Origin of the sequence: Aliiglaciecola sp. 3_MG-2023, assembly GCF_030548205.1 — a bacterium.
In the GTDB taxonomy this organism is placed as follows: Bacteria; Pseudomonadota; Gammaproteobacteria; order Enterobacterales; family Alteromonadaceae; genus Aliiglaciecola.
In genome coordinates, this window is sequence record NZ_JAUORV010000005.1 from 72,206 (window position 1) to 96,449 (window position 24,244).

22 protein-coding genes are annotated in these 24,244 nt (G+C 41.1%); 17 read left to right on the forward strand and 5 right to left on the reverse strand.

The features are described 5' to 3' along the window. The first annotated feature begins 1 nt into the window (after nucleotide 1). Nucleotides 2-1,540 carry an MFS transporter gene (locus Q4574_RS07060; RefSeq protein WP_303472977.1) on the forward strand — a complete coding sequence of 513 codons (1,539 nt, stop codon included), beginning with the start codon at nucleotides 2-4 and terminating at the stop codon, nucleotides 1,538-1,540. 148 nt (nucleotides 1,541-1,688) lie between these two features. After that, on the forward strand, nucleotides 1,689-2,690 hold the full coding sequence (locus Q4574_RS07065; RefSeq protein WP_303472980.1) for a LacI family DNA-binding transcriptional regulator: 1,002 nt from the start codon (nucleotides 1,689-1,691) through the stop codon (nucleotides 2,688-2,690). Between the two features lie 154 nt (nucleotides 2,691-2,844). On the opposite strand, the gene pckA is transcribed toward Q4574_RS07065, so the two are convergent. Further along, the gene (gene pckA, locus Q4574_RS07070; protein WP_303472982.1) at nucleotides 2,845-4,455 is read right to left on the reverse strand and encodes a phosphoenolpyruvate carboxykinase (ATP); all 1,611 of its coding nucleotides are present in this window, start codon (nucleotides 4,453-4,455) and stop codon (nucleotides 2,845-2,847) included. A gap of 276 nt (nucleotides 4,456-4,731) precedes the next feature. Here pckA and Q4574_RS07075 point away from each other — a divergent pair, with 276 nt between their 5' ends. The 8 genes from Q4574_RS07075 (at nucleotide 4,732) to leuD (ending at nucleotide 12,817) form a co-directional block, all read left to right on the forward strand. Continuing rightward, a complete protein-coding gene (locus tag Q4574_RS07075) occupies nucleotides 4,732-5,847 on the forward strand; it encodes an NAD(P)/FAD-dependent oxidoreductase (protein WP_303472983.1) in 1,116 nt (371 codons plus the stop codon). A 356-nt stretch (nucleotides 5,848-6,203) separates the two neighbouring features. Then, nucleotides 6,204-6,515, forward strand: coding sequence for a cytochrome c (locus tag Q4574_RS07080; protein WP_303472985.1), 312 nt, complete (start codon nucleotides 6,204-6,206; stop codon nucleotides 6,513-6,515). Nucleotides 6,516-6,722: 207 nt separating this feature from the next. Then, complete coding sequence (locus tag Q4574_RS07085; RefSeq protein WP_303472987.1) at nucleotides 6,723-7,916, forward strand: CaiB/BaiF CoA-transferase family protein; 1,194 nt, start codon at nucleotides 6,723-6,725, stop codon at nucleotides 7,914-7,916. A 269-nt stretch (nucleotides 7,917-8,185) separates the two neighbouring features. Beyond that, nucleotides 8,186-8,848: an isochorismatase family protein gene (locus tag Q4574_RS07090; protein ID WP_303472989.1), complete on the forward strand. Its 663-nt coding sequence runs from the start codon at nucleotides 8,186-8,188 to the stop codon at nucleotides 8,846-8,848. Between the two features lie 13 nt (nucleotides 8,849-8,861). Then, nucleotides 8,862-9,803: a polysaccharide deacetylase family protein gene (locus Q4574_RS07095; protein ID WP_303472991.1), complete on the forward strand. Its 942-nt coding sequence runs from the start codon at nucleotides 8,862-8,864 to the stop codon at nucleotides 9,801-9,803. Nucleotides 9,804-9,805: 2 nt separating this feature from the next. Next, complete coding sequence (locus Q4574_RS07100; protein ID WP_303472994.1) at nucleotides 9,806-10,729, forward strand: polysaccharide deacetylase family protein; 924 nt, start codon at nucleotides 9,806-9,808, stop codon at nucleotides 10,727-10,729. A 49-nt stretch (nucleotides 10,730-10,778) separates the two neighbouring features. After that, nucleotides 10,779-12,191, forward strand: a complete 1,413-nt coding sequence (gene leuC, locus Q4574_RS07105) for a 3-isopropylmalate dehydratase large subunit (RefSeq protein WP_303472996.1) — start codon at nucleotides 10,779-10,781, stop codon at nucleotides 12,189-12,191. Beyond that, on the forward strand, nucleotides 12,191-12,817 hold the full coding sequence (gene leuD / locus Q4574_RS07110; protein ID WP_303472998.1) for a 3-isopropylmalate dehydratase small subunit: 627 nt from the start codon (nucleotides 12,191-12,193) through the stop codon (nucleotides 12,815-12,817). The genes leuC and leuD overlap by 1 nt, the downstream gene beginning before the upstream one ends. Nucleotides 12,818-12,902: 85 nt before the next feature. Here the strand turns inward: leuD and Q4574_RS07115 are convergent, their stop codons facing one another. The 3 genes from Q4574_RS07115 to Q4574_RS07125 form a co-directional block, all read right to left on the reverse strand. Further along, nucleotides 12,903-13,538, reverse strand: a complete 636-nt coding sequence (locus Q4574_RS07115; RefSeq protein WP_303473000.1) for an isochorismatase family protein — start codon at nucleotides 13,536-13,538, stop codon at nucleotides 12,903-12,905. A 23-nt stretch (nucleotides 13,539-13,561) separates the two neighbouring features. After that, nucleotides 13,562-14,422: an oxaloacetate decarboxylase gene (locus Q4574_RS07120; RefSeq protein ID WP_303473002.1), complete on the reverse strand. Its 861-nt coding sequence runs from the start codon at nucleotides 14,420-14,422 to the stop codon at nucleotides 13,562-13,564. Nucleotides 14,423-14,491: 69 nt separating this feature from the next. Continuing rightward, nucleotides 14,492-15,646: an iron-containing alcohol dehydrogenase gene (locus Q4574_RS07125; RefSeq protein ID WP_303473003.1), complete on the reverse strand. Its 1,155-nt coding sequence runs from the start codon at nucleotides 15,644-15,646 to the stop codon at nucleotides 14,492-14,494. 744 nt (nucleotides 15,647-16,390) lie between these two features. On the opposite strand from Q4574_RS07125, the gene Q4574_RS07130 reads away from it, so the two are divergent. From Q4574_RS07130 to Q4574_RS07160, 7 genes are all read left to right on the forward strand, one after another. Further along, a complete protein-coding gene (locus Q4574_RS07130) occupies nucleotides 16,391-17,098 on the forward strand; it encodes a Crp/Fnr family transcriptional regulator (protein ID WP_303473005.1) in 708 nt (235 codons plus the stop codon). A gap of 207 nt (nucleotides 17,099-17,305) precedes the next feature. After that, nucleotides 17,306-18,733, forward strand: coding sequence for an NAD(P)/FAD-dependent oxidoreductase (locus Q4574_RS07135; protein WP_303473008.1), 1,428 nt, complete (start codon nucleotides 17,306-17,308; stop codon nucleotides 18,731-18,733). A 56-nt stretch (nucleotides 18,734-18,789) separates the two neighbouring features. Then, on the forward strand, nucleotides 18,790-19,101 hold the full coding sequence (locus tag Q4574_RS07140; RefSeq protein ID WP_303473010.1) for a cytochrome c: 312 nt from the start codon (nucleotides 18,790-18,792) through the stop codon (nucleotides 19,099-19,101). Nucleotides 19,102-19,189: 88 nt separating this feature from the next. Further along, nucleotides 19,190-20,410 (forward strand): class I SAM-dependent methyltransferase, encoded by a 1,221-nt coding sequence (locus tag Q4574_RS07145; protein WP_303473011.1) that lies wholly within the window; start codon nucleotides 19,190-19,192, stop codon nucleotides 20,408-20,410. 47 nt (nucleotides 20,411-20,457) lie between these two features. Next, complete coding sequence (locus Q4574_RS07150) at nucleotides 20,458-20,808, forward strand: hypothetical protein (RefSeq protein ID WP_303473013.1); 351 nt, start codon at nucleotides 20,458-20,460, stop codon at nucleotides 20,806-20,808. Between the two features lie 138 nt (nucleotides 20,809-20,946). After that, nucleotides 20,947-22,191: a Xaa-Pro peptidase family protein gene (locus Q4574_RS07155; protein WP_303473016.1), complete on the forward strand. Its 1,245-nt coding sequence runs from the start codon at nucleotides 20,947-20,949 to the stop codon at nucleotides 22,189-22,191. Between the two features lie 124 nt (nucleotides 22,192-22,315). Continuing rightward, nucleotides 22,316-23,353 (forward strand): DUF1838 family protein, encoded by a 1,038-nt coding sequence (locus Q4574_RS07160; RefSeq protein ID WP_303473019.1) that lies wholly within the window; start codon nucleotides 22,316-22,318, stop codon nucleotides 23,351-23,353. Between the two features lie 67 nt (nucleotides 23,354-23,420). Here Q4574_RS07160 and Q4574_RS07165 read toward each other — a convergent pair whose 3' ends face one another. Beyond that, a complete protein-coding gene (locus Q4574_RS07165; protein WP_303473021.1) occupies nucleotides 23,421-24,221 on the reverse strand; it encodes a GntR family transcriptional regulator in 801 nt (266 codons plus the stop codon). Nucleotides 24,222-24,244: the final 23 nt, after the last annotated feature.

Below are 24,244 nucleotides of genomic sequence, written 5' to 3' on the forward strand. Positions count from 1 at the left end.
TATGCAAAGCCAAGTAAGCAGGTTGCCGATAATCGAGAAAGTTGGTTATGCCATGGGGGATGCGGCAGCCAATTTAGTATGGCGAGGAGCCCTTGCGTATTTGGCAGTATTTTATACCGATACATTTGGATTGACCGCTGCTGCGGCAGCTCTGTTGTTCCTAGTGGTAAGATTGTCCGATGGTGTAACCGATATCATCATGGGCATGATTGCTGATCGAACAGATACCCGATGGGGCAAGTTCAGACCATGGATTTTATTCTCTACGCCCTTACTGGGTCTGTTTATGGTGCTATGTTTCACCACTCCAGAATGGTCCGCGAGTAACAAATTAATTTATGCTTATGTGACCTATATCGGGTTAACTCTGTGCTATACCCTCAATAATGTACCTTACTCAGCGTTAATGGGGGTAATGACCGAATGCGATGTTGAACGCACCAGTTTATCTGCCTATCGATTCGCCGGGGCATTTCTAGGTGGTTTGTTAGTGATGGGCTTTCTACCCTATTTTGTTGACTTATTTGGTCAGGGTAATGATGTACAAGGCTACCAATCGACTATGTATCTGTTTGCCGGATTATTAGTTGCCCTTATGGTCTTTACTTTCTTATCGACTAAAGAACGTGTGAAACCGGTTATGAATACCCGTTCTGGATTGAAAGCTGAATTATCGGATCTAACCAAAAATCTGCCGTTTATTTTAGTACCCCTAATGAGTATGACGTTATTTTTCTATTATCGAAATTTAACCACAGGGATCATATTTATTGTTGTCATAGGAGGGACTTGGCTTTTAATCAACCGCTTCTTGGCTAAACCGAGATCGCAAATAAGCTCGACTCAACAGGATATGATCGATCTAATAACCAACAAACCCTGGCTAATTCTATTGGGCATGGGTTTCTTAACTATGATGTTCAACGGCATTAAATATGGCGTGATTGCCTATTACTTTAAGTATGTTATTGGTGATGAATTAATGACTGGCCAGTTTTTTGTGGCCTTGCTGGTGGTCTCTATTTTTGGTGCGCTAAGTACGTCTTACTTAACTCGGGTTTTTGGTCGCAGACTACTGTTTATTGGTTCCTTGTTGTTTGGTAGCGGTTTTACTGCCTGCTTTTATTGGATTCCAGAGGGGAATGTTACCTTAGTCTTTGTGTTGGGCTGCGCAGCGGAGTTTTTTGCGGCCATTTTTCCCACACTATTCTTTTCAATGTTAGGGGATTCCGCCGATTATTCTGAATGGAAAAATGGACGAAGAGCGACAGGTTTAGTCTATTCCGCTGGCACTTTTGTGCAAAAAACCGGGGGAGGTTTTGCTGGTGCATTAGTATTGGTTGTGTTGTCTAGCTATGGGTACGACGGTATGGATCCCAGCACTGTTGCAGATACCTTACCTGGCATTAAATTATTGATGAGTTGGATACCTGCTATTTTTGGCGTCGCTGCAGCAATTTTGATGTTGTTTTATCCTATTAGCGACAAACAACAGCAACAAATCACCTTAGAACTTAAGGGACAAAGAGCTGTGGCTTAGGGCGAGAGGTAAGGCGCTATCCCTTTTATATTTACCTTTGCAATACACATCGGATGTTTTGACATGCCAAGCAAATAACCATTACAAGGTGACGATTGTATAGTAGGCTAGCTATCCTCTAGTTTTTGGGCAAAAAATAGCAAAATTTATGGCAACGATTTACGAAGTGGCGAAACATGCAGGCGTGTCTCTGGCAACAGTTTCTAGAGTCATGAATGGTAATGTAAAAGTTCGGCAAAGCACGAGCGATAAAGTCATGAATGCAATGAAAGAGCTCGGTTATGTGCCCAATAACTTTGCACGTTCCCTCGCGACTAACAAAGCAAATAGCATTGGTCTTTTAGTGTCTAACCTGCATAGCTCTTTTTTTGGGCAAATGATGAGTGGTGTTGAAACTGAGTTGAGAGCGGCGGGCAAGCACGTCATCATTTCAGCTGGACATGACGAAGAAGCCGAAGAGAAAGACGGAATAGATTTTTTAATTAGTCGCCAATGTGACGCATTAATCGTTCACTCAGAAGCCATTTCTGATGAATATTTAATAGCGTTAAATAACAACAAACTTCCCATTCTGGTAATGAATCGCGTGGTCGATAGCATGCAACAGCAGTGTTTCATCGTGAATAACCAAGCGGGCGGTTATATGGCGGCTAAGACGTTATTGGAACATGGTCATAGAGACATCGCATATATAAGCGGGCCTACCTATAAAGATGATACTAATCAGCGCTTAATCGGTCATAAACGCGCGTTGCAAGAGTATGGTGTTGCCTTTAATGAAAAGCTTCATTATGTGGGTGACTATTTAGAAACTGGTGGTATCGCTGGCATGAATTATCTACTTAATTCAGGTGAAAATTTTAGCGCGTTAGCCTGCTCTAATGATGAAATGGCGTCGGGGGCGATGAGTTGTGCCAGAGAGCATGGCTTAACTTTACCGGAAGATTTGTCGGTAATTGGTTTTGACGATGTGTTATTTGCAAAGCATATGTTTCCCAAGTTAACTACCATTGATAACCCTGTATTAGAAATGGGCCGAATGGCGGCACAATGGGTACTCAAATACGTTTATAAAGAGTCTGATAACGATATTCAAAGAGTATTCGAGCCTAAGCTTATTGAGCGTCTGTCGGTGATTAATAAGCTATAAACTTCGCCTTTCATTATTCTGCGAGCGTCACCTAATCCAGTTAAAACAAAGCAGCAACTTGATCCACTCAAGTTACTGCTTTTGTTAGCAATGCTCGCTTTGTTCATTTCAGCATCGGCAGTTCAACTTAAACTGCCGGAGTAAAATTAATAGGCTATAACTTAGGTCCAGAGTTTGAAATTTCTTTGCCTTCGTCATTGTCAGTGAACTTCACGAAATTCTGAGTGAATAAAGTGGCTAGATTAGTGGCTTTTTCAGTCCATTGTTCGGCTTGTTCATATGTATCACGAGGATCTAATATGTTGTCTTCAACATCATGTAAATGTTTAGGTATCGACAAGTTGAAAATAGGCAATTGGTCCATTTCCGCCTGATTAATCGAACCGTCTAAGATGGCATCAATAATTGCACGTGTGGCTTTAATCGAAATACGTTTGCCTGTGCCATTCCAACCTGTATTTACCAAGTAAGCTTCTGCACCAACGGCATGCATGCGTTTACGCAGTACGGCTGCATACTTAGTTGGGTGTAAGCTTAGAAATGCAGCCCCGAAACAACTTGAAAACGTTGGCGTGGGTTCGGTAATTCCTCGCTCGGTGCCCGCCAATTTGGCCGTAAATCCAGATAAGAAATAATACTCAGCTTGCTGTGGTGTTAATTTAGCAACGGGAGGAAGCACACCGAATGCATCTGCAGTTAAGAAAATTACTTTGGTCGCATGTCCGGCTTTGGAGATGGGCTGAACAATGTTTTCTATATGATCGATTGGATAAGATACACGGGTGTTTTCGGTTTTTGAATTATCGTCAAAATCAATTTTGCCACTAGCGTCTACAGTCACATTTTCTAATAAAGCATTGCGACGAATTGCAGCATAGATCTCAGGCTCTTGTTCTTTGCTTAGGTTGATGGTTTTTGCGTAGCAACCACCTTCAAAGTTGAAGATACCGTTGTCATCCCAGCCATGCTCATCATCGCCAATGAGTTTTCTGTGTGGATCGGTAGAAAGCGTGGTTTTTCCCGTTCCAGATAAACCGAAGAAAATTGCCACATCGTCATCTTTACCGACATTGGCGCTGCAATGCATGGAAGCGATTCCTTTTAGGGGCAAAAAGTAGTTCATCATTGAGAACATCCCTTTTTTCATTTCGCCGCCGTACCAGGTACCACCGATGACTTGGATTTTTTCAGTAAGATTGAAGGCCACAAAATTTTCTGAATTTAAGCCGTGTTCCTGCCACTTTTTATTGACGGTTTTAGAACCGTTCAAAACAAGAAAGTCAGGCTCAAAATCTTCGAGTTCTTGTTCAGTTGGACGGATAAACATATTTTTCACAAAGTGTGCTTGCCAAGCTACTTCGGTGACAAACCGCACTTTCAAACGAGTATCTGCATTTGCACCGCAAAAAGTATCAACAACAAATAGACGTTTACTACTTAATTGTTGAGTAACTGTTTGTTTTAAATCGCTCCACACATCAGAACTAATAGGTTTGTTGTCGTTTGTACCTTGATCAGACCACCATACCGTGTCTTTGGTGGTGTCATCACGAACAATGTATTTATCCTTGGGCGAGCGACCGGTAAATATTCCCGTGTCTACTGACACTGCACCGAGTTCTGTTTCAATACCTTTTTCATAACCAACTAAATCGCTTTTCGTCTCTTCTTCAAACAGAAACTCATAGGATGGATTATGAATGATTTCCGTGGCATCAAGAATGCCGTTTTTGTCTAAATATTTGGTTAATTTTTCAGTATTCATGAACTTTTTTTCCGTAGGGTTTTATATTTTTATTATTATTTTTTGTTTTTAAGCTAACTTTGTTATTAAAGTTAGACTTACTAACACTAAAGGGTCTCAAGAGGAAAAACTAGATTTACTTGCTACTCATTTGAAAAAAAACGCGATAAGTTATAACGATTCATGCAGTTTAAGGTTTGAAAGCGTTTTCATCTGGTGTTTTAAGGCGGTAGCAGATGAAACGCTCTAAGATTTATACTCTATGCTGTCTTTTCTTAACGATATAGGAATAATTAATTGATTGAGTCTGTTGAGTGCATTGTTGTTGGCGCTGGCGTGGTTGGTTTAGCGGTTGCGCGCCAAATGGCTCAAAAAGGTGTAGAAACGATTGTCATAGAAAGCCAATCTCAGATTGGTACAGGCATTAGCTCCCGAAATAGTGAAGTGATTCACGGCGGTATTTATTATCCGCCTAATTCTCTTAAAGCTCGCCTTTGTGTGCAAGGTAATAAAATGCTCTATGCTTATTGTGATGAGCGTAATATTAACCATAAGCGATGCGGAAAACTGATTGTCGCTACTTCCGAATCCCAGCTGCAAAAGTTAACCGAAATTAAAAATAACGCAGTCGCCAATAGCGTATTAGATCTCGAATTTTACAGCAAACAAAAAGTCTTAACATTGGAACCAGAACTTGCTTGCTACGGTGCTTTGTTTTCGCCCTCTACGGGCATTATAGACAGTCATGGGTTAATGCTAAATTTACAAGGTGATTTGGAAAGTGCTGGCGGCGCAGTAGCGCTTGGTGCTGAATTGCGCTCAGTCGATTGTACTAAAAGTGCATTTCTACTGGATATCGGTGGCACCCAAAACATAAAAGTTAACACTAAGTATCTAATCAATTGCGCAGGATTACACGCCCAGCACATTGCTAAACGTTTTCACGGCCTGCCTCAAAACAGCGTACCTCAAATTCATTATGCAAAAGGTAACTATTACGCGCTGTCTGGTAAAGCGCCATTTAGCCATCTAATTTATCCTATTCCTGAAAGTGCCGGGTTGGGGGTGCATTCCACATTAGATTTAGGTAACTCAGTCCGTTTCGGTCCTGATGTTGAATGGGTCAATGAATTGGATTACTCAGTGGATCCTTCCCGAGCAGATGCGTTTTATCATCAGATTAGAAAATATTGGCCCAATCTTAAAGACGATTCGTTAGAACCTTCTTACGCAGGAATTCGTCCTAAGCTCCATGCAAAAGGAGAAGAAGCTAAAGATTTTATGATTCAAACTGAATCTGAACATGGTATTGCGGGTCTAATTAATCTCTACGGTATAGAGTCTCCTGGATTGACCGCTTCGATGGCGATTGGTGCAATGGTAGTAGAGAAATTACTAGCCAAAAAGCGATAAATCAGCGCTGCAAATGCAGCAATCTTGCGTGCACTTAGAATTTTCTGTCATGACAAAACCAAAATATCGCATTTTGTCAAAATCCATTCAAATTGCTGCATCATAAAAATTTTGTATGCTTCCCGCAGACAATACCCCAATCAATTCACGTGTCACTTTTCAGCAAATAAAGTGCCTTACTGAGTTTTGACTTTAGTCAATGTATCACCTCGTTATAAAACGTATATTTAAATCACGCTCTGAGGTTATTTTGTTGTTACATCCTTCACTTTACCTCATGAATAAATAGGGTTATCCATTGTTCAAACACGAATTGATAACGACTTCCTGATTTTTTGATATAGGTAAATGTGAAAATGGTCAAAATACGTAACGTTTTGATTGCGATATCCAGCATGGTTTTTGTCACGCAGACTTTAGCCGATGACAAGTTAATTTCGGTGGGTAAAACGAAATCTATGATATGCGCCAGTTGTCATGGCAGCGCTGGCATAAGTCTTAGCCCTATCTGGCCTAATTTGGCCGGACAAAAATCAGCTTATCTAGAAAAGCAGCTTAAAGCATTTCGCAATGGTGATCGTAAAGAACCGACGATGGCAGCAATGGCTAAGCCGTTGAGTGACAATGATATCAAAGCGCTTGCAGCTTATTACGCCTCTTTAAAATAACACAATAATTGGCTTCATAGTTTTCATATTGTTTTTACTTCAATAAGAAAATCACCTTTAAAATATTGAGATTTTTAACTCTTAACTCATTAGCACTCTTCATTATTTTTATGTAGAGGTTAGAAACGCTTGATATAAAAGGTATAAAGCTATAACATATGCTCAATAGCTCATTTTGTCTGCCCCTTTTTTATAGGATTAATATTTATGTCATCAGGAAGTTCATATCCACTTGCAGATCTCAAAGTTGTTGAGTTTACACATATGGTTATGGGGCCGACTACTGGTGTTGTTCTCGCTGATTTAGGTGCTGTGGTGACAAAAATAGAACCTTTAGAAGGTGATAAAACTCGTCGACTTAAAGGTTCTGGTGCCGGTTATTTTCCAATGTATAACCGCAATAAACGTAGCGTGTGTATCGATTTGAAATCAGCCGAAGGTAAAGAAGTTGCGTTGAACTTAATACGTGAAGCTGATGTGTTGATTGAAAATTTTAGGCCAGGAGCAATGGAAAAGCTTGGTTTCGGATATGAAGCTATGAGCCAGCTAAACCCAGGACTTATTTATTGTTCTTTAAAAGGGTTTTTAACCGGCCCTTATGAAAATCGTACTGCCTTAGATGAAGTGACGCAAATGATGGGAGGGTTAGCATACATGACCGGTCTTCCTGATCGTCCTATGCGTGCTGGCTCATCTGTTATTGATATTACTGGTGGAATGTTTGGCGTGATAGGTATTTTGTCTGCTTTACACGAACGTCAAATAACTGCAAAAGGTCGTCATGTTACAAGTTCATTATTTGAAACTACAGCCTATCTCGTTGGCCAGCATATGGCCCAAGAGGTTGTATTAGGTGAAGCACCTCCGCCAATGTCAGTGCGTCGAAGTGCATGGTCTGTTTATCAGATTTTTAATTGCAAAAATGATGAGCGTGTTTTTGTAGGAGTTGTTAGCGATACTTTATGGAAACACTTCTGCAAAGAGTTCGAGTTAAACGAATTTTTAGCTGATAGCAGCTTAGACAAAAATAATGATAGGGTCACTCAACGAGACAGAATCATCCCAGTCATAGAAGCCATTTTTAGTGAGTTAGACAAGCAAACTATGATGGACCGATTAGAGCGAGCGGGCATACCTTTTGCGCCAATAAACACTCCATCTGATTTGTTTGAAGATCCGCAGCTTAACAGTGGTGGTCTATTACCTGTTACGACGCCGCAGGGGATCGCCAATTTACCATCTTTACCCATCGAGTTAGATGGTAAACGAACTACTTTGCATCATGATTTACCAAAGGAAGGTGAAGATACTATACGTGTTCTGCAGGAAGCGGGTTATAACGATAAACAAATCGCTGAATTGATTAGTCTAAATATTGTGAAAGCAATTCCAGCTAACTAATTTAGACTGTATAAGTTTTCAACCTACTCCGAAATATGGTTGTTTTGAAGGGCGTTTTCGCCCTTTTTTTTCCTGTTTGATTTCTAAAAGAAATAACAGTCGACTAAATTAAAACCGCAAAAAACTTGTAAATTATATACTTAGCGGTGGATTAAAAGTATTGATGGTCATGTATAAAAGATATGCTAATATATCTTTTGAAGGGGTCTAAAAAGTAATGTAAGTAGCCCGATTGTAAATATTGTTTTGTGTTGCATATAGGAGTGACAATGGAATTATCTGATAAAACAGCCCGACAGATTTTCGCTGAAGTTCAGGCAAATCCTGCCCGTAAACGTTTTGGCTTCGGTAAAAAAGCTATTTTGGTCAATATTGATTTGCAAAAAGCATATACAAGAACTGACTTATTTAAAACTGCCTATGAAACTGACCCGCGACAGCTCGAGTATGTTAATACTCTAGCTGAAAAATTTAGAGCTCTAGATTGGCCAGTCGTCTGGACGAACGTGGCGTATATGGACTCTGGAGAAGATGCTGGAATCTGGGGAACGCGCACAGATACGCCTGATAGTTTACAAAATATCAAATTTGATAGTGAGCGTTCAGAGCTTGATGACCGTTTGCAACTAGACCGCAAAAAAGATGTGTTTTATTGCAAAAAAATGCCCTCTCCATTTTTTGAAACTCAATTACAGAGTTTATGTGTTTGGCATCAAGTCGACACCGTCATACTGACTGGTGGTTCGACTTCTGGCTGTATTAGGGCCGCTGCAGTTGATAGTTTGTCCCGTGGCTACCGCACTATTGTGCCGATTGAATGTGTTGCTGATAAACACGAAAGTTACCACTTTGCCAACCTGACCGATCTGTCATTGAAATATGCTGATGTGCTGGCCGTACAAGAAGTGTTTGATTGGTTAGGAAAAGAGTAAAAGGAGATTTTTAATGTTAACAGATCCTGGATACTATGATTATTGGCCATATGACAAACGCCCAAAAATAACTTGGCCCAACGGTGCTAAAGTCGCGTTTTGGGTCGCACCGAATATTGAGTTCTATGAGCTAGATGCCCCAGCTAATCCATCCCGGAAAGCTTGGCCACAACCTTACCCTGCCATTGCGGGCTATGGTATTCGCGATTACGGTAATCGCGTGGGCCATATGCGTCAAATGCAACTTCTCGACAAATACGGTATTCGTGGTTCAATTTCACTTTCTACCGCTTTGTGTGATCACCATCCAGAAATTATTAGTTTATGTAAGGAGCGTGATTGGGAGTTTTTCAGCCATGGTATTTATAACACTCGTTATACCTACGGAATGAGCGTTGATCAGGAAAGAGAAATGATCCGTGACTCCATTGAAACGATTTATAAGCATACCGGACAGAAATGCGCTGGATATTTAGCGCCTGCACTATCTCACAGTGATCACACTATTGATTTGTTCGCAGAAGTTGGCACCGAGCTATTTGGTGACGAGGCTGGTTTTTATACTTGTGACTTGTTCCACGATGATCAACCCACACCGATTCATACTCGTTCTGGTAAAAAGTTTGTTTCCATTCCCTATTCGTTAGAAATGAATGACACCATTGCTTATGTCACTAATAAAGTGACCCCTCGCCAATACGGTAAAATGTTAAAAGCGAATTTTGATCGTTTGTATCAAGAAGGCGAAGAGAGCGGGACTATCATGTGCATTCCAACTCATAATTATCAGGTGAGTTGTCCACACCGGTTAAAAGCCTACGAAGAAGCATTGGAATACATCACTGGACATAGTGATGTTTGGGTGGCGACTGGACGAGAAATAGCCAGCTACTACATGCAACATTGCTACGACGATAGTGTTGCCGACATAGCTGCCAAGCAAGGAGGAAAATAATCGTGAGTTTAGATGATTCTTATCTTCAATATCCCAAACGCCAATACGGAATGGACCATGATCTATATGACTGGTCAATGCTATCTGATCGCAACCCTATTGTTTGGCCAAATAATAAAAAGCTAGCGCTATGGGTAAATGTGAATGTGCAGTTTTTCCCTTTAAATCAGCGTACAAATCCTGTTCCTGTGCCCGGTGGCATGAAAATGCCTTACCCTGATTTGCGCCACTTTAGTTTGCGTGATTACGGCAATCGGGTTGGCATATTCAGACTTTTTAAAGCATTAGATAAATTCAATATTCAACCAACTATCGCGATTAATGGAGCCATGGTTGAACGTGCACCTTATTTAATGGATGTCATCAAAGACAGAGGTAACGAAGTGATTGCCCACGGTTGGCAAATGGACATGTTACATCATGGAGAAGTGTCCGCAGAGGATGAAGCAAGGTGGATTGCCAATAGTGTACAAATTTTGAGTGAACGTTTCGAGCAACCGATTAAAGGTTGGTTGAGTCCTGGCCGTCTGCAATCCGCAAATACCCCGAAGCTATTACAGCAACAAGGTATCGAATATATGTGCGATTGGGTTAATGATGATTTGCCTTATTCCTTTAAAACCGATTCCGGCCTTATCACCAGTATGCCTTTATCCAACGAACTGGATGATTTTTTTATTCTACAAAATAATTTGCACAGTGAAGATAGCTACGCAGAGCAAATTGAAGATGCTTGTGACCTCTTATTGAGTGAAGCGGAAACGCAAGGCGGTCGCATGTTAGCTTTGAACATTCATCCTTGGATGCTTGGTCAGCCCCATCGAATTGCCTGTTTCGAAAAAGTTCTTGAATACATAAGCAGTCAAGAAGGGGTTTGGAGTGCCAGCGCCTCCGAAATTTATCAAAGCTGGCAATCACAACAATAAATAGAAAGGGTCAAGCAGACCCTCCTTATCCTTGAAACAAGAGTTAAGCATGTCCAAGACACTTTTCCAGAAGATATGGGATGCGCATCAAGTAAAATCTTTACCCGATGGCACCTACTTAATTTATATAGATCGGGTTTTTTTACACGAGAGAACGGGCTCTATTGCTTTACAAAGTCTGGCAGAAGCTGGGCGTAAGGTTCGTCATCCTGAACAAGTATTTTGTACCATGGATCATATCGTCGATACCTTTCCTGGTCGTGGTGATGATACCGTAATGCCCTCAGGGAAAGACTTCATTCAAGCTACCCGCAAAGAAGCCAAAGCTGCAGGCATTACTCTGTTTGATATTGGTGACGAGCAACAAGGTATCGCCCATGTCATTAGTCCTGAACTTGGTATTGTGCAACCTGGACTAACGTTAGTTTGTCCTGATAGTCATACTTGTACACAAGGCGCTTTAGGCGCTGCTGCGTGGGGGATCGGGTCTTCTGAAGCCGAACATGCCATGGCTACTCAAACGTTACGTATTAATAAACCTAAATTGATGCGAGTGTGGTTTGAGGGAGAGCTAAATTCCTGCGTGACTGCTAAAGATATGATTTTGCACTTAATCAGTAAGTTTGGTGCTCACGGGGGCGCTGGACATGCTATCGAATTTGCTGGGCCGACAGTTGAAGCCTTGTCAATTGAAGCGCGTATGACCCTATGTAATATGGCGGTAGAGTTTGCTGCGTTTACAGGCTTAGTCGCGCCCGATCAAAAAACTATCGAATATCTTGAAGGTCGTCCTTACGTTCCCAAAGGTGAACAATGGCACCAAGCAGTTGAGTATTGGCACAGCTTAGTCACCGATGATGATGCTTTGTTTGACACTGAAATTAAGATTGATGTGGCTGAGATTGAACCCACTATCACTTGGGGAACTAGCCCTCAACACGCTTGTGGAATTAGCCAAACTGTTCCTGAATTGGAATCATTGGCTTCAGAAGATGCCCGCACTGCCGCCACACGGGCCTTAGCTTATCAAGCCTTGCAGCCAGGCGATAAACTACTTGATCTAAAGATAGACTGTGCATTTATCGGTTCCTGTACTAATTCTAGAATCGAAGATTTACGCAAAGCCGCAGCTATTCTTAAGGGGCGAAAAGTGGCTTCTCATGTAAAAGCAATTTGTGTCCCTGGTTCTCAACAAGTCAAAGCGGCGGCAGAGCGTGAAGGTTTGCATCAGGTTTTCTTGGATGCGGGTTTTGAATGGCGAGAAAGTGGATGTTCAATGTGTTTTTACGCTGGTGGAGAGCACTTTGGTAAGCAACAAAGAGTATTGTCCACAAGTAACCGTAATTTTGAATCTCGCCAAGGCCCAGAGACTCGTACTCATTTAGCCAGCCCAGAAACCGTAGCTGCCAGTGCTTTAAATGGTTGTATTACTGACCCCCGCACTATGATGAGGACTAATTAATGAAAGCTTTTACTACCCATTGTGGTATTGCAGCCCCGTTGTTGCGAATCAATATCGACACTGATGCGATTATTCCCAGCCGAGAAATGCGGCGTGTGTCTAAAAAAGGCCTAGGTGAAGGGTTATTCGCTTCTTCTCGTTATGTCATGTCTGACTCTCGTGAACTTAATCCTGATTTCATATTAAATAAAGCGGAATACGCCAATACTACTATTTTACTGACAGGAAACAATTTTGGCTGTGGCTCATCACGAGAGCATGCCGTTTGGGCATTGGCCGAATATGGTATTCGCGCCATAATAGCACCAAGTTTTGGTGCTATTTTTTATCAGAACTGTATGCGAAACGGCATTCTTCCGGTAGTACTTAGTAATGAAGCAGTGATGCAACTATCTGATGAAATAATGCAAGATCCTCAAAAGTTGAAAATTGAAATAGACCTACAGGAACAGAAAGTGAGCAGCAAGAAGGGGCTTCACTTTGAGTTTGATATAGAAACTGGTAGCAAAGAAATGTTGCTTAACGGTTTAGACAGTATTGGTTTAACACTGCAGTATGAAGCGGATATTAAGGCTTTTGAACAGCAAACACAGAAGCAACATAGTTGGTTATATTTACAAAATTAGATGGGATTATCGATCGCTGATATGACGCTCTAAATAGAAAAAGTCAATCAACTGTTGTTGATTGACTTTTTTATTGGCAATGGGTTTAGGCATTCAATGATTGCAAGTAAGTTATGACATCCGCTTCAGTAACAACGTCACCATATTTGGCATTCATGTCGAATAAGTTTGCTTTATGTGGAGCTTCATGACGATCGCCACAAGCTTCTTCTACAATAATTGGGATAAAACCATTAGAGCAGGCATCAACGCAACTTGCGCGAACACAACCACTGGTTGTCAAGCCGGTTAATATCACACTATCAACGCCATAGGCTGTTAACGTAGAGCTCAAAGATGTGCCAAAAAATGCACTTGGATATTGTTTAGATATCACTAATTCGTCTTCGCTGGGTTTTAATGTTCCAGCCCAAGCACCCATTGGCGAACCTTCCGTTAAATAGCGTAAAGGTTTCGCCTTCTTGAAGAATGTGCCACCGTTGACACCTGAAGGGTGATACACCACATTGGTATAAATCACTAGAATCCCCGCTTTTCTTGCAGCTTCCAGTACACGCTGAGCAGATGCTAGCGCATCTTCAACATCTGCATATAACTCACAGGATTTATCATAATAGGCTTCAACAAAGTCTATCAGTACTAACGCTGGTTTCTTGCCGTAGCCAACTTTATTGTTATAAACGTTTGCATAATTTTGATCGATATTTTCGCTAATAGTCATGTGATTACTCTTTCTTTAAATTATTATTTTGCCCACTTCTTTTCGAAAGCCCAAACATCTTCAAAGCCGATCAATGAACAGAACTCACCAAAGTCATTAATAGGTACGCCCTCTGGTTGCGGACTACCTTGCTGTTTCATTGCAATAAGTGCTTTTTCTGCAGCGTTAGCGGCCGCTAAACTCGTCAACGAAGGCGCAATTGCGATGGCATAACCTATTTCTTTCATTTCTTCCACGGTTAACATTGGAGTAGAGCCACCATTAGACATATTGGCAAACATTGGTCCTTTTACTTCTTTACACGCTTTACGCATTTCATCTTTAGATTCTAACGCTTCCACGAATAATATATCAGCACCCGCTTCATAATATGCTTGAGCTCTTGCAATTGCGGCATCCAATCCTTCCGCCTGACGAGAATCGGTGCGCGCTATTATTAACATATTTTTATCGGTACGCGCATCAACAGCGACTTTTATCTTTTCAATCATATCCTCAACTGGAATCACTTTCCGATTTGGCGTGTGACCACATTTCTTCGGAAATTCTTGGTCCTCGATTTGGATAGCAGTAATTCCCGCTTCTTCATACCCGCGCACGGTGTGATGCACATTGAGTAAACCACCATAGCCTGTGTCTGCATCGGCGATTACCGCTGAATTACTGGTTTGTACTAAGGTTCGCATGCGATCAACCATTTGTGTATATGTAACAATACCCGCATCGGGTATGCCATAAGCGGATGCTGTTAACCAATACCCAGTACCATATACAACATCAAATCCAACCTTGTTAGCAACCACTGCAGTGATCATATCTTGAATTCCGGGGGCAAATACGAATTCGCCTTTTTCTAATTTTTCTCTAAGTATTGGATTAGCCATTTGTTAACTCTTTACTATCACGTTTCAATAAAATCTCGTTGTGTATGAATGCTGTTTCAACTTTATCTGTTAGTAAGCGAGTTCATATATACCGAGGGCATGTTCGCGAGTTACTTCGCGAGGATTATTTATTAATAACCTTTGTTGTTGCATTGCTTCGTCTGCCAACTTACCTAAATCTTCTTGAGGAACATTTAACGTTCTCAGGTTTTTGGGTAATTCGACATCTGTAATTAAATTGTCGATAAAATCGATAAACTGGTTACAACCTTGGGATCCGGTTTCATGTTTGTGGCCGCCGCTGACACTTGGCAGTAGTTGTGCGTATAAATCGGTTGCATCGGGTGCGTTAAACCGCAAAACATGGGGTAACACTAAGGAGTTACTCAAACCGTGGGGAATATGGTAATTGCCACCTAACGGGTAGGCTAGTGCATGCACAGCTCCAACAGGCGAGTTGGCAAAGGCTTGCCCTGCCATTAAGGCCCCTAATAGCATGTCAGAACGAGCTTCCAAGTTGTTGCCATTTTTAACCACTTCTAATAAATTTTGCGACATCAGCCTTAGCGCTTCTTTGGCTAACATATCTGAGTAGGTATTTTTCTTAATTTTGCCAGTAAAAGCTTCTATGGCATGCACCATGGCATCAATACCAGTCGCTGCGGTAATCGCCGGTGGTAAACCCACGGTAAGCGTGGCGTCCAATATTGCGATATCTGGTAACAAAGTGGGAGACACAACGCCTGACTTAGTTGTTGCTCCCGTGGTGATAATTGAAATGGGGGTGACTTCAGATCCCGTTCCCGCGGTTGTTGGCAATAATATTAACGGAAGTCGCTTCCCAGTAATTTTATCAATGCCGTACATGTCGCTTAACGTTTGCTCGCTTTTCACCAACACTGCGATCAACTTAGCTACATCTAGGCTACTACCTCCGCCAAAACCGATAACGCCATCAACTTCTAATTGTTTTGCAAAATCTGCGGCTGATAAAACTAAAGATTCCGGTGGATCAGCTTGTATGTCACTATAAATGACCGCAGTGATACCCGCTTTATTTAAGGGAGTGGTTATGCTTTCAATTAGTCCCGCTTTAATTAATCCTGGATCCGTCACAATTAGCGGACGACTAATACCCAGTGAACGACAATGAGCAGAAATTTGTTCAACAGCGCCAATTTTACAAATGACTTTGTTTGCAGTGGTGAATTCAACGGTACTCATGAGCGACTCCTTTGTCACTTTAAATTTTTGCACCGCTTTTAATCACCCTTGTATCAAAGCTGCGCAATGTTAAGTTATCTTTTAGATTTCATTTGAGCAGAAGCAAATTGTTGGCTGCTGATCATCTTTCGAATTTAAATAGTGAGAATGTGGTGCAAACATCTGCTGCTACCTAACTAAAGTACTTATCTTGTTGTATAAGCTAATTTACCTTTTCATTTGTGTCTAAAAACGAGGTTGAAATGAAACATTCATAGTGTTGCTTGTTCTATCAAAATCGACAATGACAAATGTCAAACTATAGGGTTTGCATAACCAGAAAAATCACTTTGGTTGGTAAATTCACATCTGTGAACAATCAGAATGTAAAACCATTTATTAATGACCAGCAAATAAACTGATTGTCATCTGCTGATCAAAATGATCAATTTCTGGTTAAAATAATCCTCATCGCCCATTTATATTCACATTTCGTGGCGATCATTTAACCAAAATGGGCTTTCTAAATAGCAAAATCACTGCACCAGAATGAATCATTTTCACTTATTTTGATACTAATGTTATATCATTTGTACATTTTATGCGCTAAAAGCTATTAATAAGTGTTTGAAAAATATTGATAAATATCAAAAACAGAGATTTTGGTATGCTGTTTGCTTTGATTATATCGATGTTAAAATACACGCTAAGTACTTGCTACTAATAAAAATTTATGTAATTCTTTTGTTAAAAAGGAATAATGTTATGTCAACAATATTTATACCCAAACACATACATCCTACTTATTCGAATACGGTGTTTAACGATTGCTTGTTATTTCACGATATGACACCCCATGAGTTGGATCGTTTAGAGAACTATGCTGAGCAATCTAAGTGCGAAGAAGGCGAGTACTTGTTTCGCCAAGATACCCCTGCAGATTTTGTCTACAATGTCATTTCAGGCTCTGTAGCAATTGAGCGTATTTTCACTAACGGGAGACGCCAAATCATCGGGTTTTTATTCCCTGGCGATTTCATTGGCCTGACTCATTCACCTAATTACGATTGTGCGGTGCGCTGTTTAACTAAAGTTGAATTCTACAAATTCAGTCGTAAACGTTTAAACACGTTGAGCGAAGAGGTTGGTCACTTAAAGCAAAATATGGAGCAAATTAAATCGGCCATATTTTCACGAGTAATGGAGCAACTGTATGTTTTAGGCCAGAAAAAAGCCCTTGAACGCCTATGTTTCTTGTTTATGCAATTATTAGAACGATTACCCGGCGCACGTGCAGATCGCGTTGAGCTATACATGTCGCGCCAAGATATGGCGGACTATTTAGGGTTAACCATTGAAACCGTAAGTCGTTGCTTAGCTAAGCTAAAATCTGATGGATTAGTTGCATTTCCAAAGTTAAATCATTTACAAATTTTAAATTTGCCAGCGGTAAGTGAATTGGCTGAATGTTAACTATATCCAACTCTGAAATTGGGCAAGGACGCGCCCCAATTCAGGATAGAAAACTATCTTAAACCTGCTCAAAACTTCTATTAAGCCTTTTTCTTTTCGTATTGACATATGTCAATGATCAACCCCAATCCCTAGGATACTCTCGAGACAATAGTGTAGGAAAAAACACCTAATAAATACACGGCACGCATGTAAAGGAATTTTAATATGAAATTGAACCGCAGACGATTCCTCCAATCCGGCGCGACCTTAGTAGGAGCGGCAATGCTTCCGCCGTTAGCGTGGGGTAATGGAAAAACTGATGTATTAATTATTGGAGCTGGATTATCTGGCTTGAATGCTGCTGAATTACTAGAGCGTGCTGGCTTGTCTGTTACTGTATTAGAAGGGCGAGATAGAATCGGTGGGCGGTTATTCACTATGGATGACGTACAGGGTAAACCTGAAGCGGGTGGCCAAACAATAGGTTCAAACTATGGTCGCACTCTTTACACGGCTAAGCGTCTTGGCGTTAAAATGAATCAAGTTGATTTCATGTTAGGCGATGAGCCTATTCGTCAAACATTCTATACGCAAAACCAAAAAGTAATGCCTGCAGACTGGGCAACCTCAAAGTTAAATCCTTTTCCCAAAGAGTTTCGACATTTACCCCCTGAACATGCCTTGTTAAGTGTGTTAGGTAAACCACCATTGAGTTCCCCTGATGATTGGCTTCAAAAATCTAATTTTAACTTAGATATACCCGTTGCTGACCTTTTGAGCGAAAAAGGTTTCTCCGCGCAAGCAATCGATATGATGGGGGTAAGTAATAACTACGGGCGGACGCTACAAGATACATCTTTATTATTCCAGCATCGAACTAACGCTTTGTTGTATCAATCTATTCAAACGCCTGGTGGTGTATGGATGGTTGACCAGGGCAATCAACGTTTACCTGAGGCGATGGCAAAATCCATCAAAGCCCCAATACTAATGAATAAAGTGGTTACTTCAATTGTGCAAAGCAAAGATAAAGTCACAGTGACTTGTGCTGATGGTTCGAAGCACCAAGCAAGTTATGTGATTAGTGCAATGCCATTTTCCACATTACGCGATGTTTCCATTCAGCCTAGCTTGTCTGCACTGCAAACAGAAGCAATCAATAAGTTAGTTTATAGCCAAGTCTATCAAGCGTATTTTGAAGTTGAAAAACCATTTTGGGAAGGCTCAGGCGTGTTACCAAATGTGTGGTCTGATTCAATTATTGAAAGGATCATGGCAACTGATCCTAGCCAGACAGGGCGTATCACTAATTTGACTGTTTGGATAAACGGCAAAACAGTGGAAGCGCTAGATAAAATGTCTATTTCTGAGGCGAGTACACTTATTCAAAAAGAATTCTACAAAGCACTCCCTGAAGCAAAAGGCTCAGTGAGATTTGTAAAAGTAAATTCTTGGCAGCAGCAACCTATGTCAAAAGGCTCGTTTGCTGTTTGGCAACCTGGTCAAATCAGCCGCTATAGCGAAACCATGGCTAAACCCGCTGGTCGATTACATTTCGCTGGAGAGCATACCGCCCAATGGTCTTCAGGAATGGAAGGCGCGCTTGAATCTGGTGAACGTGCAGCGAATGAAATTGTGTCACGTATGGCATAAACATATTAACCACGTATTTTGACTAAATATTCAAACAGGCATTGTTGGAGTTAACTATGCGCAGAAAAGTAAGAATTATCTTAGTGCTACTACTCACATTCGTACCAGCATTAAGTGCTTTTGCCGGAGATGTTGAGGCAGGGAAAAAACTAGCGGTGGCCAAAGGTTGCGTTGGTTGTCATGGTAGTGCAGGAATTAGTTATGGACCCGTTTGGCCAAATCTAGCAAGTCAGCATGGACCCTATATGGAAGCTCAATTAAAACTCTTTCGGAGTAAAGAGCGTATTGATCCCATGATGAATTTGTATGCTTCATCGTTAACGGACCAAGAAATTGCTGATTTAGCGTCATATTTCGCTTCGCTTTAGCTAGCACAGAGGTTGAGCTTAATTGCCGTTCAACTGCACAGCAGAATAGTCACAGTAAATCATTAACAAGATATACGGAAAAATAATTATGACATCAAGCTTACTAAATACATTTCAACAAAACGAACATCCAATGTTGGTTGTTGGCGATGCAGATGATCGCGCCAGACAAGAGTTTGTGAAAAGCTTAAAAACTTACATTCAACAAGACATATTACCTTTAGTCCAAAATGCTTATCAAACCCGCGCTACGGCTAAATTTAACAAGACCCACGAACATGATCCGAAAGATTATCGAGAAGCCCGAGAAGCCTTTGCCGATGACCCTATATTTAAAGCGTATCTTAGTATTAATCGTTCAAGCCAGGAATTACAGTGGTTCTCGGTGATTGATGGAATTGAAGGCGAAATAGCAGAACTTGAGAAGAAAGCCGAAGCAGTGCCAAAGGCTGGCGGTACATTAAAAATTGATGAAGGATTCGTTGTCCCCAAATATATTTCTGAACTGGATATTCACTGTATGCCTGGCGGTTACTGTGGGCCTAGCGACGTGAGTAAATTATATACTGGCGCACTTTACGATAGAGGCGTTTATATTTATGCGTTGGGTTATATGGGACCAAACAACGACGACATGGGTCGTTCGGTTTGTAATTATATTAGTCGTAACTACCCAGACTTTAAGCCAACAAGTATTTTGGATATGGGCTGCACAGTTGGCCACTCCACTTTGCCTTATGCCGAGCTTTTCCCAGAGTCTGAAGTACACGCAATTGACGTTTCTGAAGCTTGTGTTACTTACGGACACTATCGTGCCGAAGGTTTGGGATTACCAGTACATTTCAAATTGGCAAACGCTGAGAAAACGGATTATCCAGATGAAAGTTTTGATCTTATTGTTTCTCACATTTTACTCCATGAAACATCTAAAAATGCGATGCCAAAAATCTTCAAAGAGTGCATGCGGTTACTTAAGCCTGGTGGAATTATGATCCACGCAGACTTGCCTCCGTTTGACGATATGGACCCGTACACACAACTTATTCTAGATAACGAAACTTGGTATAACAACGAACCATTCTGGACTGCTATGCGCAATACGGACCAAATAGAAACGGCTGTAGAAGCAGGCTTCAAGCGCGAAGATATTAAATTTGATACTGCTCCAATGGCGATTATGGAGTTGATAGGCCAGAGTGAATCTTATTCTGAAGATATGGCGCAGGAACTCACTGACCGAGAGTTTACCGCTGGAGAATATGCACCTGGTGGTGGATGGGAAGTGTTGATAGCTCAAAAAGCTGTTTAATGCTATTGGTAGCTCCATCCCAATAAAATTGTCTAATAGGTGAAAAAATGAATCAACATAAAGTTATTAAAGGTAAACGCCCAGCGTTTTACGAGGCTCCAGAATCTGATTATCTAATGCATATGGTAATGGTTCTGGCACAAGAATTATCAGCAACACGTGATCGACTGGATACTTTAGAAAAATTATCCGCTCAAAAGAATCAAGTGACGGCGGAAGAAATTGAAAGCTACACACCTGACCAAGCAACATTGGAAGAGCGCGAAGCTAGACGCCAAGTCTTCTTAGGAAATCTTTTCAGTGTGATGAATCAGGAGTCTGCAGAACTGAAAGCGCGCGATAGTAAAAGTCGTTTTAATCAAGTTATCGACGATATCGCCAGTGGTAAGATTGATTAATGACACATTTATATCAAGTTACTCAATGCTTCAATACTACAACTAGTTTTACTGCTGGATAGTGGGGCGATGAGTATGCTTGATGTGAAAAGCTTGGGAAACAACAACAGCGCTGCATCATTCGTTGGGAGCGCTCTGGTGAATAAGTCCCAGGCTTATAAAGTTTTAGACGAAGCAGGGTTAGATGGGCTGGTTGCTTTTAATCCGGTAAACATATTTTATCTTGGTAACTTCGTCGCTTTCAACGTGAAAATTCAAACACGTGAACCTAGTTTTGCGGTTTTTCCGCGAGATGAAAAAAAGCCAACAATCTTAGTCGTAGGGAGCACTGATCTATGGCAAATATCAAATGGATTACGTGAAACCGCACAGATTATTCCTTATTCTGCCGCGACTAATTGGCATGATTTTGTCGGTCAAGAATCTGTAGATACAGGACTAGAGGCCGCGCCTGGTTTGACATCCATTTTACAAATTAATGAGGCAGGCCTAACACCCAGAGAATTAGATTGGATAGGGATTGAGAAACGATTTGAAGGGCAATTTATGCCTACGCCACAACATGCTTTGGTAATGGCATTAAAAGAAGCGGGCTTAGATCACGCAAAAGTAGCTGTAGACGATTTAAGGCTCACGGAAATTTTAAAAAGTGCAGGTCATTACACGACTCAATGTGTTGATGGCGACAATATATTTCGAAAAATACGGGTTGTGAAATCGGATGTTGAAGTTCGACATATGCGGTGTATTGCTGCGGTAAATCAACAGGCTGCCATGAATATGATTCAGCAGTTAGATGTTGGTGCTAGCAATGCAGATATTGACCAGTTGTTTGCTATAGAGGCTGCTAAACTCGGGGCAAAAGCGACTTGGTTAGCTGCAGGTTCCGTTGGAGGTTTAACCAATGGCGAAATCATTAAAAACCAACCAATTTTAGTCGATGCAGTCAGTGAAATTAACTATTACCACGGTGACTTTGGTCGAACAGTGGTTGCAGGAGAGCCTTCAAAAGAACTGCTTGAGCGAACTAAATTATTACAAATTGGCTGGCAGGCCGCGCTAGAAATTATGCGACCCGGTGTCCGTTATTCCGAAATTGAAAAAGCCGCCCGTTTCGCCATGAAGAGCTCTGGATTAAAAATGCCGCCCTTAATTGTGGTACCTCACTCTGTAGGACTACAACATACCGATGAGCCATACAGGGATAACCTGCCGTTTCAGGTTAAAGATGATTTAATTCTAGAAGAAAATATGACCTTAACCGTCGACTTCCCCAGTTTAGAAATGGGATGGGGGAATTGTCATTTGGAAGATTTGGTAAGAATAACTAAGGACGGTGTTGAAGCGCTAGCAACTATAGACAGTCCTTTAGTGGTTATATAGTGCTGTTGTTGCTCAAGACTAATAACATTTGTAGTTAGTTAATGTCGAAACGACCGTAAAGAGTTTGATTGTTAAAAAGATAGTTTTTTAAGTAGTTAATATTTAATTAAGAACGAGGTAAGTAATGGACAAAGATAAGAAAAAAAATGACTTAGATGAGACCGGCTCTCGTCGTGAGTTTTTAAGTAAGACTGCCAAAGGTCTTATTGGTGCAGGCGTAGCTAGTGCAGGTCTTGGCATGGCCGTTGGCCGGGCTCACGCTATTACTATAGACCCAACGGTAAGTTCAAAATTACCTAAAGACTCCGGTACACTTAAATACAGTGACAACTATTGGAATCGTGATGCACTCGCTCGAATCATGGGCGACCTCGAATTTGGTAAGCAAAAGTTTGGCTGGTATCGCGGTACTGTTATCGGTGTGAAAAAAGGTGAGAAGAACCGAGAATTGTGCGGTTTTGAAGGGTTTTCTTTTGCCAGGCTTAAAGATGCTGGTAATGGCGTATATGAAAAACTACTACGGGAAGTTGGCTTTTACACTGACCTGAAAACCGGGGAAGTTCTTGAAGAATGGGAAAACCCTTATACCGATGAAACTGTTAAAGTCGTCCATATTGCTAACGACCCTTTTAACTTTAAAATTGGTCCATTTTATCCCAAACCACCTTCATACGGCGGTTTAAACAAAAAAGTTGATCTGCCTGACATTCCAATGATTCTACCTTGGACTGAAGTGGGCGATAATAAAGTCATGTTGCAAAGTAATACGCACTTATATTACAAAAATGCTTTGCAACCGGATAAGTGGCCCCGTGAATCATCAGGTGAGATGAATCGCGTTTCTGAAATGTTTACGTATGTTTTCGATAAAGAAGATCTTGCCGATCCTAAAGTGACTGGCTTAATGTTCTCTGGCAGCTGGAATCGTATTACTCCATGGTTACCCTGGATGTTAATGGGTGAAGCAGAAGGGCACGCATATTATAACTGTATCATGGGCTGTTACGATAATATGGATATGATGTCTCCGAAGGTATTAGCCTACGCGAAAAAACACTATCCTAAATATTTTGAAGCGCCAACTGAGTGGGTTGAGCCTAGCTGGTCTAGTTTGGAGCATTACGCTAACGAACAAACTCCTGCACCGGTTAAAAAATCGTAAACTAAATCGGCGCCAAATTAGTCTTTTCTAGATTAGTTTGGCGCAATTCGATATGTCTAATTAAGTTTTAGACAGTTTCTTTATAACCATCTAAATCCATTGTCATTTGATATTGGAAAATGGACGGATTATAACGGCAATACAATATATCAATGAGTTTATCATCGGAGTCGTAAGAGCGACGTTCAAGCACTAACAACGGACTTCCTTCTCGTATATTTAGTTCTCTCGCAACTTCTGTACTAGCCACTTCAGCACTAATAATCTGATCAATACGTGAAATATTGATACCTGTTTGTCTCAGTAGCTCAATCCGCGTGTGATTATTCAATGCGTCCGCATTAAATGTATCTGCAGAGGTTAAAGTCCAACTAATGTAATAAGCGTAGGGGATTTTTTCATCTTCAGTTAATCTAACCCGAAGTAGACGACAGGCGGTTTCTGTGTCTTTTAGACTCAGGGCTTCTCGAATATCCGCAGGTGGTACTGTTTGTGATATTTCGATGGTTCTGGACAGCGTGTGTCGGCCCATAGTTTCGATATTTTCGAGTAAACCTACTAACGGAGATTTGGCTGGCTTAGGCTTATATTTATAAGTGACAGATGTTCCGCGGCCACGACGACGTTCCACCAATTTTTCTGCTGCCAATTCATCCATAGCTCTCTTTACTGTGATTCTAGACAGCTTGAATGCCTCACCCAATTCTTGTTCTGTGGGTAATTGCGCTCCGTAACTGATGGTGCCATCGATGATTTGATCTTTTAACAGACTATATAATTTGTGATACAGCGGTGTAGGACCATTCCATTCCATTCCAATGTGCTGACCATATTGTTTAAGGGTTTTAATTATTGTTAACTTTGACAAATTTATTTCCTTTATGTCGTCGT